The organism is Klebsiella michiganensis, assembly GCF_002925905.1.
GTDB lineage: Bacteria > Pseudomonadota > Gammaproteobacteria > Enterobacterales > Enterobacteriaceae > Klebsiella > Klebsiella michiganensis.
This window is the reverse complement of record NZ_PRDB01000003.1, coordinates 1-16,263: the sequence shown is the minus strand read 5'-3', so window position 1 is coordinate 16,263 and position 16,263 is coordinate 1. Positions and strand designations below refer to the sequence as shown.

Annotated in this window: 13 protein-coding genes and 1 pseudogene; all 14 read right to left on the bottom strand. The window is 51.8% G+C overall.

The window, feature by feature from the left end; genetic code table 11:
• Positions 1-25: 25 nt before the first annotated feature.
• Positions 26-547: a sugar ABC transporter permease gene (locus CDA56_RS10675; protein ID WP_227633253.1), complete on the bottom strand. Its 522-nt coding sequence runs from the start codon at positions 545-547 to the stop codon at positions 26-28.
• Between the two features lie 53 nt (positions 548-600).
• The gene (locus tag CDA56_RS10670; protein WP_102803310.1) at positions 601-2,442 is read right to left on the bottom strand and encodes a TIGR02594 family protein; all 1,842 of its coding nucleotides are present in this window, start codon (positions 2,440-2,442) and stop codon (positions 601-603) included.
• An 18-nt stretch (positions 2,443-2,460) separates the two neighbouring features.
• Positions 2,461-2,877, bottom strand: a complete 417-nt coding sequence (locus CDA56_RS10665; protein WP_102803311.1) for a DUF4431 domain-containing protein — start codon at positions 2,875-2,877, stop codon at positions 2,461-2,463.
• Between the two features lie 3 nt (positions 2,878-2,880).
• Positions 2,881-5,580, bottom strand: a complete 2,700-nt coding sequence (locus CDA56_RS10660) for a type VI secretion system Vgr family protein (protein WP_104011359.1) — start codon at positions 5,578-5,580, stop codon at positions 2,881-2,883.
• A gap of 65 nt (positions 5,581-5,645) precedes the next feature.
• Entirely contained in the window at positions 5,646-6,035 is a 390-nt protein-coding gene (locus tag CDA56_RS10655; RefSeq protein ID WP_104011358.1) for a hypothetical protein, read from the bottom strand.
• 176 nt (positions 6,036-6,211) lie between these two features.
• Positions 6,212-6,610, bottom strand: a complete 399-nt coding sequence (locus CDA56_RS10650; RefSeq protein ID WP_102804080.1) for a hypothetical protein — start codon at positions 6,608-6,610, stop codon at positions 6,212-6,214.
• A gap of 2 nt (positions 6,611-6,612) precedes the next feature.
• Positions 6,613-7,827: a hypothetical protein gene (locus CDA56_RS10645; protein WP_102804081.1), complete on the bottom strand. Its 1,215-nt coding sequence runs from the start codon at positions 7,825-7,827 to the stop codon at positions 6,613-6,615.
• Complete coding sequence (locus CDA56_RS10640) at positions 7,820-10,339, bottom strand: type VI secretion system Vgr family protein (RefSeq protein ID WP_103815585.1); 2,520 nt, start codon at positions 10,337-10,339, stop codon at positions 7,820-7,822. Before CDA56_RS10640 ends, CDA56_RS10645 begins: the two co-directional genes overlap by 8 nt.
• A gap of 32 nt (positions 10,340-10,371) precedes the next feature.
• Positions 10,372-10,701 (bottom strand): annotated as a pseudogene (locus CDA56_RS10635) (Clp protease); the annotation flags it as partial.
• A gap of 286 nt (positions 10,702-10,987) precedes the next feature.
• A complete protein-coding gene (hcp, locus tag CDA56_RS10630) occupies positions 10,988-11,479 on the bottom strand; it encodes a type VI secretion system effector Hcp (RefSeq protein ID WP_014839086.1) in 492 nt (163 codons plus the stop codon).
• A gap of 4 nt (positions 11,480-11,483) precedes the next feature.
• Entirely contained in the window at positions 11,484-13,196 is a 1,713-nt protein-coding gene (locus CDA56_RS10625; RefSeq protein ID WP_102804076.1) for an OmpA family protein, read from the bottom strand.
• The gene (gene tssL / locus CDA56_RS10620; RefSeq protein ID WP_103815587.1) at positions 13,193-13,885 is read right to left on the bottom strand and encodes a type VI secretion system protein TssL, short form; all 693 of its coding nucleotides are present in this window, start codon (positions 13,883-13,885) and stop codon (positions 13,193-13,195) included. The genes CDA56_RS10625 and tssL overlap by 4 nt, the downstream gene beginning before the upstream one ends.
• Positions 13,882-15,222 (bottom strand): type VI secretion system baseplate subunit TssK, encoded by a 1,341-nt coding sequence (gene tssK / locus CDA56_RS10615; RefSeq protein WP_103815589.1) that lies wholly within the window; start codon positions 15,220-15,222, stop codon positions 13,882-13,884. The genes tssL and tssK overlap by 4 nt, the downstream gene beginning before the upstream one ends.
• A 20-nt stretch (positions 15,223-15,242) precedes the next feature.
• Positions 15,243-16,263 (bottom strand): type VI secretion system contractile sheath large subunit (tssC, locus tag CDA56_RS10610; RefSeq protein ID WP_104011357.1); only part of this gene is annotated, 1,021 nt, incomplete at its 5' end.

Sequence of the window (16,263 nt, the reverse complement as noted above, 5' to 3'; positions counted from 1 at the left end):
TGATCTTTCCCTGCCACCACATCCCTCATTCCAACAAGATGTCCTTCTCAATACTCACAATTTTTTGCATCATAAACTCATTTGCACTTGAGCAAGCTAAAGTGCCATCATCCAGCACGACAAATAAAGATGTGAAATCGCTTAACTTAAGAGAGTTACCAATTTTAATGAAGTTTATGAAATACCCATAGGCTCCGTCATCATCACACTGTTCTCGTATCTTTTTAGGAAGAGTAAATGTTACCCGCCAAACACATAATTTTTGTCCAGGAAATTTAAGACTTAAGTGAAAAGGACTACCATCGTTTCTTTTCCGCCCCCATGCATAAGTAATCTCAGAGAGGCTTTTTAATGTAATGCTTTTGTTCTTGAAAACCTCATCATTAATTATATTATGTTTTACTCCATTAGAAGCAAGCGCAATCAGCCCATTTTTATCGTTTGAAATAAATACTTTTTTCAGAAAATCAACATCTGTTTTTGTTATACATTCATTTGCAAAAGCACTAGAACAGAACAATAATAAAACACTAAATAACAATTTCATCGAAATCTCCAATATAGGTTATATTCGTACATTGTAAACCAATCATCTATTACTCACCGAGTTTTAGTATCATCAAGTGTTAGCATGTCAGACCCAAGACTTTTTCTTAACTTATCAATACTTTCAAAGTCTGATGATAAGTCGCCGCCATTTTTAACTATCCTAACCGCATTAGGATGATATGAAGCCGGGACATAATACCCTATAAGCTCATAATTTAATTGTTCAAGATAAACTTTCTTCAGTGGATTTACTGTCACACTATTCGCTTGATTACCGCCTAAAACACCATATTCCCCATTTTTAAACTTGCAATACACAAAGGCAACGTGACCAGTCCACGCCCCTCTTTTACGGAAAACAACTATTGCACCATATATAGGTTGAGGTATTTTTACAAAATTCTTATTTTTCGAGAAGGACTGAGAACTTGCACTACCAGATATTGCATACCCAGACTCTTTGAGGCAATAATTTACAAAAGAAGCACACCACGGATTAGAGTTACCCACCATAGATGACATATTAATGCCAGTTTTCTTATGATAGTTTATTCCGCCATCGCCTTCCCTCACCCGTCCCCATTTCCATCTATTCTTACCCTCTTCAAATGCAACCGCCATCCATGGAGCCTCTCTCTGATCATGAGGGAGTAACGCAATCGGATTGCCAGAATTTTTCCCCCCAACCGATTCCAGCGTTTTTTTATTGGTATTTACTTCTTTATTTTGCAGTGGATTTTTACTCACTGTTTTTGAGATGGGAGGATTAACTGCTGATTTGTCGGTCTCTCTCGCAGTATTACTACCATTTTTGCATATAGAAATTGATTGACCTGGATATATTTTATTAGGATCTGATATATTATTCTGTCGCGCAATATCCTCAACATTTGCACCATTTTTTTCTGCGATTTTCGCCAAAGTGTCACCAGGTGAAACGATATAGATTGAAGGGCCATTAGTATTGACACCATATATCGTCAAATGCTCACCTGGAAAGATCTTACTCACATCTTTTATATTATTGTTTTTGGCTATTTCACCAATGCTTGTCTTATAACGCTCGGCAATTTTTGAGAGAGTGTCACCTGACATGACTGTGTACTCAATCGGTTTTTGAGTGCTCTTCTCACGTGGGGCTTTTGGAGTCTGGGCAAGTGTCTTTGCAGAAAATTGCGAGAAATTTCTCGTAAGTAGTATATTTTTCGTTTCATCTCCAGCAACAGCAGAATAAACAACATCCTCTCTTCCTGCGGAATTAGTATATTTAACAACAATAGCCATTCCTTGTTTCGTATGGATGATTGTCTTGAGTTTGCCGTAAGCATCTGTTTTCCACTCGTAGCTAGTGCTTCCTAGTGTCACTTTAAATGGCACATCAGCAACTGGTCGGGAGCCATCAGAAACAGTCACATTTGTCACATACACCCATTTTTCGGTACCCGGCTTCAAGCCACCTTCCTTTTTGCTAATTGCCTTGATTACCTTACTGAATTTTGTATCGTCAAGATCTCCTACTTTCTCCCCCTGAGTGACCCCACTTTCAGACATGATAAAATCGGCATAAGCTTCAGGGTTATTACCATCATTCCCCGGCGCATATTTTTTCATCATTTCTGGAATAGTATAATCCTTATATTTCCTTTTGAGCAGAGATCGTTTAGCATTATCACCAGCTTTTATGCTGGAAAATATTGCGAATGAATGTTTGTCTGGATTGTAAACAACTCCAACACCGATTTTTCCTTGCTGATTTTTTACAGAAATGAGATTCCCTGGGTTATTGAATCGCCAATTCAGTGACCCACCAGTTTTTAACAATCTTGTGCCACTCGATGACTCATATTCTACCGTTTTCGTCGATGCATGATAAATAGCATTTATAAAGCGCATTTTAATAAATCCTCTCTACTATTTGTCTGCAACTTGAAACTTGGCATCATCTAATAAAACTGGCGTCATGTGATATCCGGTCTCGGCAAGAAATATTATGCCATCAATACTGACAGTTTTCCCAAGAAGATTTTTATTTACTTTATAGTCATTACTATCACGCATTATCAATTGAATGTCATGATTCCAGCTTTGGTTGTCAGTATCTGCGTCTTTTACACATGTGAGTGGCTGCTTTAAATGCAATATCCATTCATGTAACTTCTCATCATTCGCTTTATCCTCTCCCCAGCCTGGAGGGCCATAGTATAATTTTTCGCTAACAACTCCTGTAAAACTTACTTTATCCCCTTCCTTTAGGCAAGTAGCAAATGCCCTAAAACTAGAAAGCACGATTATAAAGAAAAAAGTGGACTTCCAAATTTTCTTTAACATAGATCACCCTGTCGTAGTTAAATTTAATAGTTTTGCAATCATTGATTCCGTTAATGCAGAAGTATGACCTTCAGCTGACTCGGTATCATCCGAATCAATATCAGGCTCCAGTGATTCTATATCTTCCGCACTGTCTGCCTCAGCCTCTGCTACTGATGTCGGAAGATCTTCTTTAACCCAGGTTTCTCGCCCAATGATTAAGTTTAATGTATCGCTTTCAGGAAGAACTATTTTCGGGAAGCGGCCTGAACTGTCTACCGTGCCAGTCGCCAGGATCTTCCTATTACTGTCAGTAATGTTGTACGGCTGATTTGTCATCCAGTCCATACTTTGGCTGACACTATCGGCACCAGGGAAAGCAAAGCGTAAACTTTGTTCGCCAGGTTCCATTACAGGAAATACAGGCAGCGTGACCTTTTCTGATGCGCTTGCTTTACGCTCATAGTGCCCTGCTTTCGTACGATATTCACCTGCAGTAGCAGATTCAATCGCACTTGCATCAATTCGGATATAGCTCCCACCACCATTCAGAGTCAGCTTCTTCTTCGCGATGATTTTGATTTCATCTTCCGTGCTGACAATGCTGATTTCTTTTCGTGCCAGTAACTCCATCATGTCGTTCTGAGCCTGTACCATTACTGGTCCCTGGTTGGCAATTAGCTTCATCCCGAGTTTGCGTACAAACACGCTCAGGGCATTGCCCACCCCGATGAACAGATTTTTCACCACGCTGACGTCAGCATTTTTTCCGGCCGTGGCAATCAGGTTCTGCCCGGCAGACACCTGCAGGTGTTGTCCGCTGGTCAGCGCCATTCCGTCCGGTGCGCTCATCAACAGCACTGATTTTTTGAGGTCCCTCAGCTGCTGTTCCAGCAGTTTAATCTGCGCCTGCAGGTCGGCCGGGTTCGCGGTTGCCTTCTGCGCATCATCCGAGATGGATGTCATCTGCTCCCGGGCATCGCCGAGGTTGCTGACCGCCGGCTCCATATCAAGAACCTGGCCCTGCGCCTTCGCCTGCCCGTCAGCACTGATAAAAATCCCTTTCTGCGCCCGGATAGCCCCCCAGCTGTCCGTCCTGAGCTCAAAGCCTTCACCGCGCTTCTGCTTATCGGCATCCACTAAATGCCCGAGATTCAGCTGGCTCTTGCCGCCGTACTCCGTGCTGACCTTGATATGCTCTTTCCCGCGCTCATCGTCGAGGCGGATTTTGTTGTTTGCCGGCGTGCGCAGGACGTTACGTTTGTAGTTACGGATGGTGACGTGGTCGCCGTGCGCCGAGTCATGCAGCACCCCGGCGATGTACGGCCGGTCCGGGTTACCGTCCTCAAAACCAATCGCCACCTCGGTGCCCGCGAGCAGCGGCAGATGCAGACCATAAGTGTCCCCGGCATACGGCCGGGACTGACGAACCCACAGGCTCTCGAACCCGGTTTCCCAGCTGTCACGGTCAAACAGCATCTTGACGCGGTAGCGGCCGTCCTTATCGATATGCCCGTAGGTGTCATTTTCAGTGGTACTGGTGACGCGGGCCGGTAAGGTGCCGGCCATCACCGGGCGGCTGCCGGGCGCCGGGCGGAAACTAAAATCCGGGCTGTCCGGGATACCGTCAAACCTGATGCCAAAGTCTTCATCACGCCGCGCATGGCTGTGCATCGCCGTGATGACCACACCTCGGGCAAACACGTCTGCCACTTCATACCCGCCGGTGACTTTCAGCAGCATCCCCGGAGAGAGGGTCGGACAGCTGGTGAAGGCCCGGGTCTTCGTCTGGCCATTCAGGTAACGCTCGTGACGAATGCGGGCGTAAAACGCCCCGGACTCCGGCGCCGGATTGCGGTCATGGGACGTTCCCGCCGTCAGGTAGTTATCCGCCCAGTGATAGGCCTCTCCGTAAGTGGTGGCATCCCCGCGGGTCGCATCGACAAGGGTGTTCATGTCCTCCGTGGCCTGGCGGTAGTTGTAATCACGGGTGCTGACCTGCTTCTGCACCACGCTATGATGACTCTCCATCTCCCACACCGAGTCCACACCCTGCGAATGCTGCCCGGACGGCGGCACCGACGGCAGCGTCAGGCCTGTTTCATACCCCTGCTGGCTGTCGTAAAATTCCACCACGTCGATGTTCAGGCGCGTGTCGGTGGTGAAGCGGAACCAGATACCCACTTCACCCAGCAGGCGGGTGATAAAGTGCAGGTCGTTCTCACCGTACTGCATCACCTGCTCACGGCGCGGATACTCTCTGGTGAGCGAGAACAGAAAATCCTGACCGCGCATGTTGTGACGCTCGCGCAGGATTTTCTCCACAATCTGCGGGACGGACATATCCTGGTAAATGGCGTTCTGGTGCGAACGGTCAAGCAGCGCCAGGCGCGGCTCAAGCGTCAGGGCGTAGCGGGTTTCATCCTTTGAAGTGCCAAGGCGTTCAAAACCCGTCACCACTCCCTGAATCACCCGCACCGGCTGCTGCATTTTGATGCCGTAGCCCTGGTCAACCGGGGCCTGCAGCGTCAGAGAGCCCACCTTCAGCAGCATCATCTCTTTGCTGATGGTATGGTCAGCGCTGGTGAACTCAATACGGTAGCGGAACGGCGTACTCAGGGCTTCATCGCCCTCAAACGCCAGCACGTCAAGCCCTGCGTCACAGCCCTTCACCGAAAGCAGATGATGGCTGTGGCTGAACCTGATCGGGGGATTGATGCTCATTGTACTCCTTCACATTGGCAGAAAAATTATGTCCTGAAAAAACAGACATGTACTAAGTGAATTAGCTACTGTTTGATCTTTATCGTATATCGCTTATAAAGATCTTGACCGGAACGCATTGTGCCAAGAATAAACCCAGAAATAGTTACGCTATAATCACCTGGTTTTTTCGGGATACCAGATATGATGATACGATGGTAATATTTGTTTACTCCATCGTATCCATCAAAAGCGTATTTTACTTCTTCCGGATTCCATACCAACCCTGAATCGTTCGGGGTTATACTTACCGACATGCTGGATTCATTAACAACTCCACCTTTTATTTCGATGACATCCCGGTATTTGTAATTAACTGTTGCAATTGTGAGCTCATTTTTCTCAGGCAAAACTGTTAGGCGAGAAGCGGTGCAGTCGGACACAATGAGAATTAAAACACAAATTAAATATTTCATTTAGCTCAGTGGTTTGAAAACCACGCCTCCAAAAGCGTGCTTATGGCCATATCTTAGGTATTTATTTAATTTAATTTTTACATTGCCCTATCTAAATAATCATCTTGCTATTGGATAAACTTACAATGTTTATTGTATATTTTCTTTCAAAGCCTTAGCCTGCGCTTGCAAACGATTCAATTCTTGACCGCTTTTACTTTTATTACATACATCTTATCAATTTTACTTCCTGGAGCCGTTGTTCCCATAGAGTATCCATTAATATGGACTAGTACTTCCCCTACCTCTTTCGGTTTTCCACTAATTCTTATGTAATGATAATCTTCATCTACTCTTTCTGCCCCCCCTCTTTTCAACTTGGTTACCTTTGGATTCCATTTTAAGCCTGAATTCGGTGGGGATATGTTCACTCCAACATTCTCTTTAAATAAAATAACATTAGTTATTTCAATCTCAGTTAAATAGTCCTGACCAACAATTCCGTCAGGGAGATTATTTCCTCCGGGTAAGAAATTTGGCGCAGTACTGCCACAAGCAGAAATCAAGAAGATGATAAAAGGAATAATCTTCTTCATAGTTATTTTATTGGTTTAAAAACCAACCCTCCAAAAACATGCTTAGCGAAGTAGCTGAGAGTACTACTATTTTTTGTTTGCCAATCAACCCTTCCCCAAGAGAAAAGCTTCAGTTCAATTAATTCATCACTATCTTTGGGAGTAATATCTCCACCATTAACCTTGCAAACAGCGTCATCCCAAACAATCCAGTGATTCTTTGACGATGAGTCACCAGAACCCCACCCCTTTAACATTCCTGCAGATATCAGAGTTACAACTCTGTATCCTTGTTTCATATATGAATTAAGCTTTACTATATCTGCCTCATTGGCATGTGAAAGACTTATATTATCGAATATTTTCTCATAACCTGCTTTTTCGAACCATTCCGTCAACTTCCCCCACATTGTAATACCAGCAACCTGATCACCCACTTCATCGTAACTCATGATGGAGTTTTCAGAATCCCTCAGGCTAGCCAATGTGATCCAGTCCAGACCTGATACGGCTTCCCTACCGTAGTCATCATAAAAACTTCCTTTGGGATGCCTACATCCGCCTCCTGGTAAGATCTCCAATAAACCTATTTTTGTTTTCCCATGCAACCAAAGTTCAATAGCCGCTTGTTTATAAACTTCCGGCCTGTCCATTTGCAGGCAATAAAAAAAAGATGCCGGACCACATAAACTAGTCCCCCCTTGGTTAGGATAAGTGGCATGATTCATTCTTGATGCAATCTGACTCTCGATCTTTCTTCTATCGAATGGATCATCGGAACTACCAATGGGATATTTTTGTGCAATAAACGCTCTCTCCATACAAGTTATCTGCACATTATGTGTGTTATCCTCACCATTATCATTAACCGGTTTTGTCTGGGCTTTAGTCTCAAAATAGCAGACGTTTTCGCGTTTATTTTTAGAGTACGCTTGCCCTGATGCCATTTCACCAAGTGTGTACATTTTTTTCGCAGGCGATGAAAGAACAGAAACCAACTTACCGCCATGCTTGCGATACAAATTAATTTCCATGATGTAGATTACAGACAGATCATCCTCTGTCTCATTCGTTTCATGGGACTGCGTTTGATAATTGGGAGTTACTGGTTGCTGCACCACTGACAATAACATATGTTTTTTATTATTGGCGTCAGTTCTATACACATTGAGATCATAAAAAAGGTCGACTGCTGAAACATTCGATTCAATCTTTGTATAAATATTATACTTAGGCATTGATAGCCTCCGGCATCATATGTAGCAGAACATCCTGAGTTTGTGCAGACGTAAATAACTTCGTATATCCCTCACTATCACTAATACCCTCAAATACTGAACCATCAGCCAGAAATGCTTTGTAAGGAGTATTAAACATTGGTATTCCATTATCATCTGTACACAAATAGCGAATATTATGGCTACTATCATCTATGGCATTGGCTGAAGGCGAAATCTCAGGCTTATGCTGTGCTCGCGTCTGTCTCGCGTAATGCCCTGCTCTTGTCCTGAAATCCCCCGCGGTCGCTGATTCAATAGCATTAACATCCAGTGCGATGTAACTCCCACCACCATTCAGCGTGATCTTCTTCTTCGCAATGACTTTGATTTCATCTTCCGTGCTGACGATGCTGATTTCCTTGCGGGCCAGTAGCCCCATCAGGTCGTTCTGCGCCTGTACCTGCACCGGCCCCTGGTTCGCAATGAGCCTGATCCCCAGCTTACGCGCAAACACGCTCAGCTGTGCACCGACACCTACAAACAACTTTTTCACCACGCTGACGTCCGCATTTTTTCCGGCCGTGGCAATCAGGTTCTGCCCGGCAGACACCTGCAGGTGTTGTCCGCTGGTCAGCGCCATTCCGTCCGGTGCGCTCATCAACAGCACCGATTTTTTGAGGTCCGTCAGCTGCTGTTCCAGCAGTTTAATCTGCGCCTGCAGGTCGGCCGGGTTCGCGGTTGCCTTCTGCGCATCATCCGAGATGGATGTCATCTGCTCCCGGGCATCGCCGAGGTTGCTGACCGCCGGCTCCATATCAAGAACCTGGCCCTGCGCCTTCGCCTGCCCGTCAGCACTGATAAAAATCCCTTTCTGCGCCCGGATAGCCCCCCAGCTGTCCGTCCTGAGCTCAAAGCCTTCACCGCGCTTCTGCTTATCGGCATCCACTAAATGCCCGAGATTCAGCTGGCTTTTGCCGCCGTACTCCGTGCTGACCTTGATATGCTCTTTCCCGCGCTCATCGTCGAGGCGGATTTTGTTGTTTGCCGGCGTGCGCAGGACGTTACGTTTGTAGTTACGGATGGTGACGTGGTCGCCGTGCGCCGAGTCATGCAGCACCCCGGCGATGTACGGCCGGTCCGGGTTACCGTCCTCAAAACCAATCGCCACCTCGGTGCCCGCGAGCAGCGGCAGATGCAGACCATAAGTGTCCCCGGCATACGGCCGGGACTGACGAACCCACAGGCTCTCGAACCCGGTCTCCCAGCTGTCCCGGTCAAACAGCATGTTGACGCGGTAGCGGCCGTCCTTATCGATATGCCCGTAGGTGTCATTTTCGGTGGTACTGGTGACGCGGGCCGGTAAGGTGCCGGCCATCACCGGACGACTGCCTGGCTCAGGGCGGAAACTAAAATCCGGGCTGTCCGGGATACCGTCAAACCGGACGCCAAAGTCTTCATCACGCCGGGCATGGCTGTGCATCGCCGTGATGACCACGCCCTGCGCAAATACCTCAGCCACTTCGTACCCGCCGGTGACTTTCAGCAGCATCCCCGGAGAGAGGGTCGGGCAGCTGGTGACGGCCCGGGTCTGCGTCTGGCCATTCAGGTAGCGTTCGTGACGAATGCGGGCATAGAACGCCCCGGACTCCGGTGCCGGATTACGGTCATGGGAGTTTCCCGCCGTCAGGTAGTTATCCGCCCAGTGATAGGCCTCTCCGTAAGTGGTGGTATCTCCCCTGGTCGCATCAACGAGGGTGTTCATGTCTTCCGTGGCCTGGCGGTAGTTGTAATCGCGGGTGCTGACCTGCTTCTGCACCACGTGATGATGGTTCTCCATCTCCCACACCGAGTCCACACCCTGCGAATGCTGCCCGGACGGCGGCACCGACGGCAGCGTCAGGCCTTTCTCATACCCCTGCTGGCTGTCGTAAAACTCCACCACGTCGATGTTCAGGCGCGTGTCGGTGGTGAAGCGGAACCAGATACCCACTTCGCCCAGCAGGCGGGTGATAAAGTGCAGGTCGTTCTCACCGTACTGCATCACCTGTTCACGGCGCGGATACTCTCTGGTGAGCGAAAACAGAAAATCCTGGCCGCGCATGCCGTGGCGCTCGCGCAGGATTTTCTCCACAATCTGCGGGACGGACATATCCTGGTAAATGGCGTTCTGGTGCGAACGGTCAAGCAGCGCCAGGCGCGGCTCAAGCGTCAGGGCGTAGCGGGTTTCATCCTTTGAGGTGCCAAGGCGTTCAAAACCCGTCACCACTCCCTGAATCACCCGCACCGGCTGCTGGATTTTGATGCCGTAGCCCTGGTCAACCGGGGCCTGCAGCGTCAGGGAAGCCGCTTTCATCAGCATCATCTCTTTGCTGATGGTATGGTCAGCGCTGGTGAACTCAATACGGTAGCGGAAGGGTTTGCTCAGGGCTTCATCGCCTTCAAACGCCAGTACATCGGGCTCGGCGTCACAGCCTTTCACCGAAAGCAGATGATGGCTGTGGCTGAATCTTAACGGAGGATTATTGCTCATGCGTGCACTCCTTCTGTGAGGTCAAACTCCAGTCCGATACCCTGAGCCAGTTCGATTTCCGGCTGCAGATCCGGCCGCTCGTCAGATTGCGCATCCAGTAACGGGCGCAGGCGCTCCAGTTGGCTCTGGCCAAGCGTCAGTAAGGGCCACAGCCCATCACAGCGAGCCAGGTTAGGTTTCCCGCCCAGCGCCATCAGTAGATGAACGCTGCGGATGCTCTGCTCTCCGGCAAGCGAGGCCAGCAGCCAGTGTTCCGGCAAAATTTTCGCATGGGTGCGGGTTTGGCAGAGCGAAGCCACCCCTTCCATCGCACGGGCACAGTAAGGGTTCAGACATCGCAACAGGCTGGCTGGATTTTCCATGAATCTCTCTCTTTGTCAGTTCCTGGACACGCTACCGCCCCTCGCTGTTCACCAAAGCGCATAAGGTCAGGCAGACAGATTGTATTTTTCTTTGCTGAGTGCCCGCATATCAGGCTCTCAGCAAAAAACTGTGGACAGGAAACCCCGCCCGCATCAGACGATTGCCCTAAATAATTCGTGTTGCAGGCAGGCGGCAAGTTCGTGAATCCCCGGGAGCATAGATAACTATGCAACCGGGGTGAGCGGACGTAGCCAACGCACCTGCGGCGCGAAGTATGACGGGCAATTACGCGGTGGCGCGTTCGTTCCAGCTATCGGAATGAATGATGTTGCCGTCTTTGTAGGTCCAGGTGATTTTTTCGTAACGCAGTTCTACGCGCTCAAGATGGTTGTGCTTCTCTTTAGAAGGATCCTTGATGTCGTACATTTCAGGGCTCACTTTCACCACCTTCACGTTTTCGAGTTTGGTGTTGAAGTACTCCACTTCCTGGCCCGCGTCGTTGATCTTGTACCACTTGAATTCCGCAGACTTGAGGGTCTGACCGGTGGTCACCGCCTTGTACAGATACGGGCTGGACGAGTCGATTTCCTTGGTGAACAGGAACGGCGTGTGGATACGGGTGCCGGTCAGTTTGCCGGTGTTGTTATCGGTCGGGATGTACAGGTTATGCTCCTGAGCGACAACTTCGATGCTGCCCTCGCGATCCTGAACGTCCACAGATCCTTTAATGTCCGCACCGCCGTCGTCTTTCAGCCAAAGATAAACAGGAATTGCCATGGAATTACTCTCCATTGTGTTGTGATGCGCCATCATCCTGCGATGACGCCGGGTATTTGCCGGGTATCTGACAGGCATTGGCCTGCGGTACCAGACTGATTTCGACACGGCGGTTGAGCGTACGCCCTTCCGGAGTGTCGTTGGTTGCGACAGGACGGCTTTCGCCATAGCCCTGCACCGCAAAACAGCTTTCCGGCACGTCGCCGGTGTCACGCATCCAGTCACGCACCGCTTCGGCACGTTTCTGAGAAAGCGTCTGGTTCAGTTGCGGATTGCCGGTGTTATCGGTATGCCCGGACACGACAATCAGCCAGCCCGGTCTGGCCTTAACGCCCACCAGTGAATTGATCAGCATTTTGGTGGAGCCTGGCTTGAGGTCGTACTTGCCCGAGTCGAACAGCGACATGCTGTCGAGGCGGATAATTTTCGCTACCGGTTTGGGTTTCGGCTGTGGTTCAGGCGGCAGTGGTGGCGGCACATACGAGCGGATCGCTTCCAGCACCGGCATGCGCAGACGCCCGCCCTGATACAAACCCAGGCTCAGCCGGGCCGGTACGCCGTTACGTGCATGGTCGTCCAGCAATGCCGCATCCTCGCGCAGGGCCGCAACGGCGTCGGCTTTCGGGCCGTAGTCATCCATAGAGATGCGGTCGTAACGGGTAATATCGAAGCTCACGCGTTGCAGCTGCTGGCGATTGTTCCAGCCACTGCTGAGCAGCGCAGCGATAGTCGCCAGCGTGAAGATCCCGAGCGCACAGCGGAAGGCTTTGTCATGCGGCGTCAGGCCTCGCCCTTCCGGCAGCAATGGCAGGACAAAATCCGGCAACGGGGAAATAACCGTACTGTCCGTTCCCACCGGCTGCCAGCCGGTCACCTGTTGCATCGCGGTATGATGGGACAACCACGCCGTCCAGGCCGATGTGGTCAGGCTTCCGGCAAGTATTGGTCTCATGCCCCACAGCACTGCGGCAGGGGCAATGACCGGCACATCGGGGTTCTCATCCATAAAAACAGCCAGGACGTGCTGATGGAACCAGCTCATCAGGCTATTCATCAACACCTGCTGCTGCATCGCAGGCGTTCCGCCGACGGTGACCCATGCAGCGACAGAGCCCGGAACTGAAGACTCACGCCAGACCCTCACCCCTTCACCCGGGAGAGCCATCTGCCAGAACAGGTCATTCGTCATCGCGCTGCCGACCTGACCATTCAGAATCAGTGACACAGAATGACCCGTTTCTTTACGCAGCTGGCTGATGCGCCAGCGCAGGGTCAGCAGACGACTGGTCAGGGCTTCGCTGTCCGGGTGTTGCTGCGGACAGACACAAACCATTACCGACAGCTGACGCCCCCAGTCAGGGCGCAGCCACAGTATCTGGCGGGCTACCTGCTCCAGATCCTGATGATCCTCCACACGGATCCAGCATCCCTGCGGGACGATGAGTACCGGTGATTGATGCGGCCAGGCCAGCGGCAGATCGCCGCAGACCAGCACCACGGGCTGACGGTAAGTGGCTTCCGGTAGGTTATCCAGTTGCAGGGTGACGTCATGCCGCGCGCGGCGACTGGCGACATACCAGCACGCTATGATAAGCCCCAGAACGGTAAGCAGAACGAGTACTGACACCAGTCGGGTGACCGACAGAAAACCCAGGCAGACCACGGTACTTAGCAAGGCGCCCCACAGCGCAAGTCCGCGCTGTTGCGCAGGGCTCATTTCACCGCTCCCGGCAACAGGGTCTGCAGCATCTGATCCAGCCAGCGATCCAGTCCCCACCAGAGTACGGCAACCACCACCACCACGCTCAGGCCAATACGTACAGGCCATGATGCCAGCCAGCCGCCCATTTCCCGTCCGGCACGGCTTTCCACCAGGACTGGATGGGTTTGTGGACAGCTGAACGGCGTGACATATTCACCAAGTGCATTAATGAGTTTCTGGCGTTCAGGGTCGTTCAGAGAGCGGAAATTGCCGAGGAAACCCAGCATCATGACTCGCTGGAAGCAGGTCACAACAGCGTGGTCAGGAGCCGGTTCACGCAGCACATCGCGCATCCGATCGCACAGCGTGTCACCGGCGTCCATAGTGCCAAGGAAGTGCCCCTGCAGGGGAATGTCATACCACTGCACGCAGGCATCGTCCTCCACACCGCGACCTTTGACCGCCTCATCGAGCAGCGCACACTGTGCCGTGAGAATATGCTGACAGCTGGCTTCATCAAGTTCGCTCGCTTTCAGCTCACGCTGGACTCGTTCGACATCAGTAATGCAGCGTTCCCAAAGCGTGCGACCTTCCCCGTCCTGGAATATCGGACCGTGACGCAGGCTGATCACCTGCAGCCAGGTATCCTGAAGCAGGGCATCTATATCAATGGACGCGGCGCCGCCGCGTTTACGCTCACTCATGTTCTCAGTACCGCAAAAAGTTCAAGTTCAGGCTCGCCGAGCATTCCCGGAACGTAAAACATACATGTGCCGCTCTGGAGCATTTCGGTGGTCAGGGGGTGAGAGACATCAAGGCTGAAGTACTGGTTTTCCAGACGCAGTGGAATGGCTGCCGGAACATGACGCAGTGGCGCAAGAGGTACGCCCACCCGCGATGAGTTGACGATACTTCTGACATGATCGGGACTGCCGACCTTGCACTGGCGCGGGAACTGCTCCTGCAGCTGTGCCGCCGACATCCGTGAACGCACGGACAGGTAGTAATCCGCCCCTTCACGCAGACGCGGGTCATGCAGACGGGCCTGCCAGAAGTGCAGCCGGGCATCGTGCTCAAGTTCAATCGCCACCACCCGCGACGGCAGGCTGGCTTCCAGCAGGTCACCCAGTAAATCAAACAGCGGCGGGAAAACGTTATTCAGTTGCTCATGCTGCCAGACCGGGATCGCACTCACCTGGTGCTCCAGCGAGAAGGTCAGCAGGCTGCCCGCCAGACGGGCCAGCTCCGGATACAGACGCTCCGGCGGGTTTTGCGGATGGCGCTGAAACTCTGCGAGCACGGGCTCAGCGCTGTTCAGAGCATTGAGCAACCAGAACAGGGACACATCGGCCACGGCAAAATCCGCCATCCGTTCGTTGCTTTCCCTGCGCATATCCATCAGGCGGCTCAGGCGGGTACGCAACTGGGTCATCAGTTGCTCCAGTTGGGTCATCAGCCAGCGGCTACCCTGGATGGCCAGGAGCGGGGGAAGAAACGTCTCATCAAGTTGCCACGCCCTCTGCGAATCCTGCTGCAGGCGGGCGATCGGACAGGTCAGGTAATCGCTGTTATTCTGATGGGCGAAACGCAGCGTCAGCTCCGGGCGCATCACCGCAATCTGGCGGGTATCTTCCCCAAAGGCGTTGCGGACATCCCGCCAGCGCTGCCGATAGCGAACAGGACGCTCAGCCACCTCATCGGGTTTCAGGCAGTTGCCGCCGTTCGCCCGCAGCAGCGGAAGGGCCAGTACCACCACCACGTGCTGCGATTCATTCTCAAGCGCCAGTACCGGTGGCAAATCGTCAGCGTTATCCGTATCGATTAATGTCCCGTCGGGGAAACGGATATGCAAATGACGGGCCTGCAGGCGGCCCAGTTTCAGTGCATCCGATTCGAATGTGGCATCGATCATCCCCCAGGGATGAGAAAGCCCGAGTCGGGCGATACATTCCGCAGACCAGGCTGAATACGCGGCCTGCTGCTGGAAGTGCTGGGGAGAGACCATAACGCCCCTGCCCCATAACGGTTGTTCCGTTTTCATTGGCTTCCTGCCTTAGCTTATTATTTCGCCTTCGGCATCTGGCTGACCAGCGACAGGTTCACGTCCATCCCTTCCACCTGGAAATGCGGCACCGCGTACAGCTTCACGCGGAAGAAGCCCGGATTGTCCTCGATATCTTCCACCACCACCTTCGCGTCGCGCAGCGGGTGTGAGGCCTGCAGCTCGTCGCCCGGGTCGGTCATTTCCGTCACCAGACCGCGCACCCAGGTGTTGAGCTCCAGCTCCAGCAGGCGGCGATCCTTGGTGGTACCGATGTTTTCACGCTGAACGAGCTTCAGGTAGTGCGCAATACGCGACAGCAGGAAGATATACGGCAGGCGCGCGTTGATGCGGCTGTTGGCGGTGGCGTCGGCGGTGTCGTACAGCGCCGGCTTCTGGGCCGAGTTGGCCGAGAAGAAGCAGGCGTAGTCGCGGTTTTTGTAGTACGACAGCGGGATAAAGCCGAGGCTGGCGAACTCAAACTCGCGGGTTTCCGGGATCATCACCTCCGACGGGATCTTCACCTGGTTGCCGGTGCCCAGATCGTAGAGGTGGATCGGCAGATCTTTCACCGCTCCGCCCGCCTGCGGGCCACGGATCTGCACGCACCAGCCGTTATTAATAAAGCTTTTCACCATGTTGGACGCGAAAGAGAACGAGGCGCTGGTCCACAGGTATTTCTCGTGGTCCGGGCCTTTCACCTGCTCGACGTAGTTGAAGCTGCGCACCGGCACGGTGTCCGGTCCATACGGCAGGCGGCCCAGCACGCGCGGCATCACCAGGCCGATATAGCGCGCGTCGTCGGTGTCGCGGAAGGATTTCCATTTGATGTACTCGGCGCGGTCGAAGTAGTTGCCGATATCCTTGATGGCGGCAACCTCTTCCATGGACTCTTTCAGAAAGAAGGCCGGACCCACGGCGCCGATAAACGGCATATGCGCCGCGGCGGAGACGCCGGAGATGTTGCGCAGCAGCGCCACGTCCTGCGGGCTGGCGTCGAACTCATACGCGGAGATCACCGAGCCAATCGGCTCGCCGCCC

Bases quoted from the DNA above. Each gene is read 5' to 3' on its own strand.
- CDA56_RS10675 (WP_227633253.1), bottom strand. From the start codon at position 547: ATGAAATTGTTATTTAGTGTTTTATTATTGTTCTGTTCTAGTGCTTTT.
- CDA56_RS10670 (WP_102803310.1), bottom strand. From the start codon at position 2,442: ATGCGCTTTATAAATGCTATTTATCATGCATCGACGAAAACGGTAGAA.
- CDA56_RS10665 (WP_102803311.1), bottom strand. From the start codon at position 2,877: ATGTTAAAGAAAATTTGGAAGTCCACTTTTTTCTTTATAATCGTGCTT.
- CDA56_RS10660 (WP_104011359.1), bottom strand. From the start codon at position 5,580: ATGAGCATCAATCCCCCGATCAGGTTCAGCCACAGCCATCATCTGCTT.
- CDA56_RS10655 (WP_104011358.1), bottom strand. From the start codon at position 6,035: ATGAAATATTTAATTTGTGTTTTAATTCTCATTGTGTCCGACTGCACC.
- CDA56_RS10650 (WP_102804080.1), bottom strand. From the start codon at position 6,610: ATGAAGAAGATTATTCCTTTTATCATCTTCTTGATTTCTGCTTGTGGC.
- CDA56_RS10645 (WP_102804081.1), bottom strand. From the start codon at position 7,827: ATGCCTAAGTATAATATTTATACAAAGATTGAATCGAATGTTTCAGCA.
- CDA56_RS10640 (WP_103815585.1), bottom strand. From the start codon at position 10,339: ATGAGCAATAATCCTCCGTTAAGATTCAGCCACAGCCATCATCTGCTT.
- hcp (WP_014839086.1), bottom strand. From the start codon at position 11,479: ATGGCAATTCCTGTTTATCTTTGGCTGAAAGACGACGGCGGTGCGGAC.
- CDA56_RS10625 (WP_102804076.1), bottom strand. From the start codon at position 13,196: ATGAGCCCTGCGCAACAGCGCGGACTTGCGCTGTGGGGCGCCTTGCTA.
- tssL (WP_103815587.1), bottom strand. From the start codon at position 13,885: ATGAGTGAGCGTAAACGCGGCGGCGCCGCGTCCATTGATATAGATGCC.
- tssK (WP_103815589.1), bottom strand. From the start codon at position 15,222: ATGAAAACGGAACAACCGTTATGGGGCAGGGGCGTTATGGTCTCTCCC.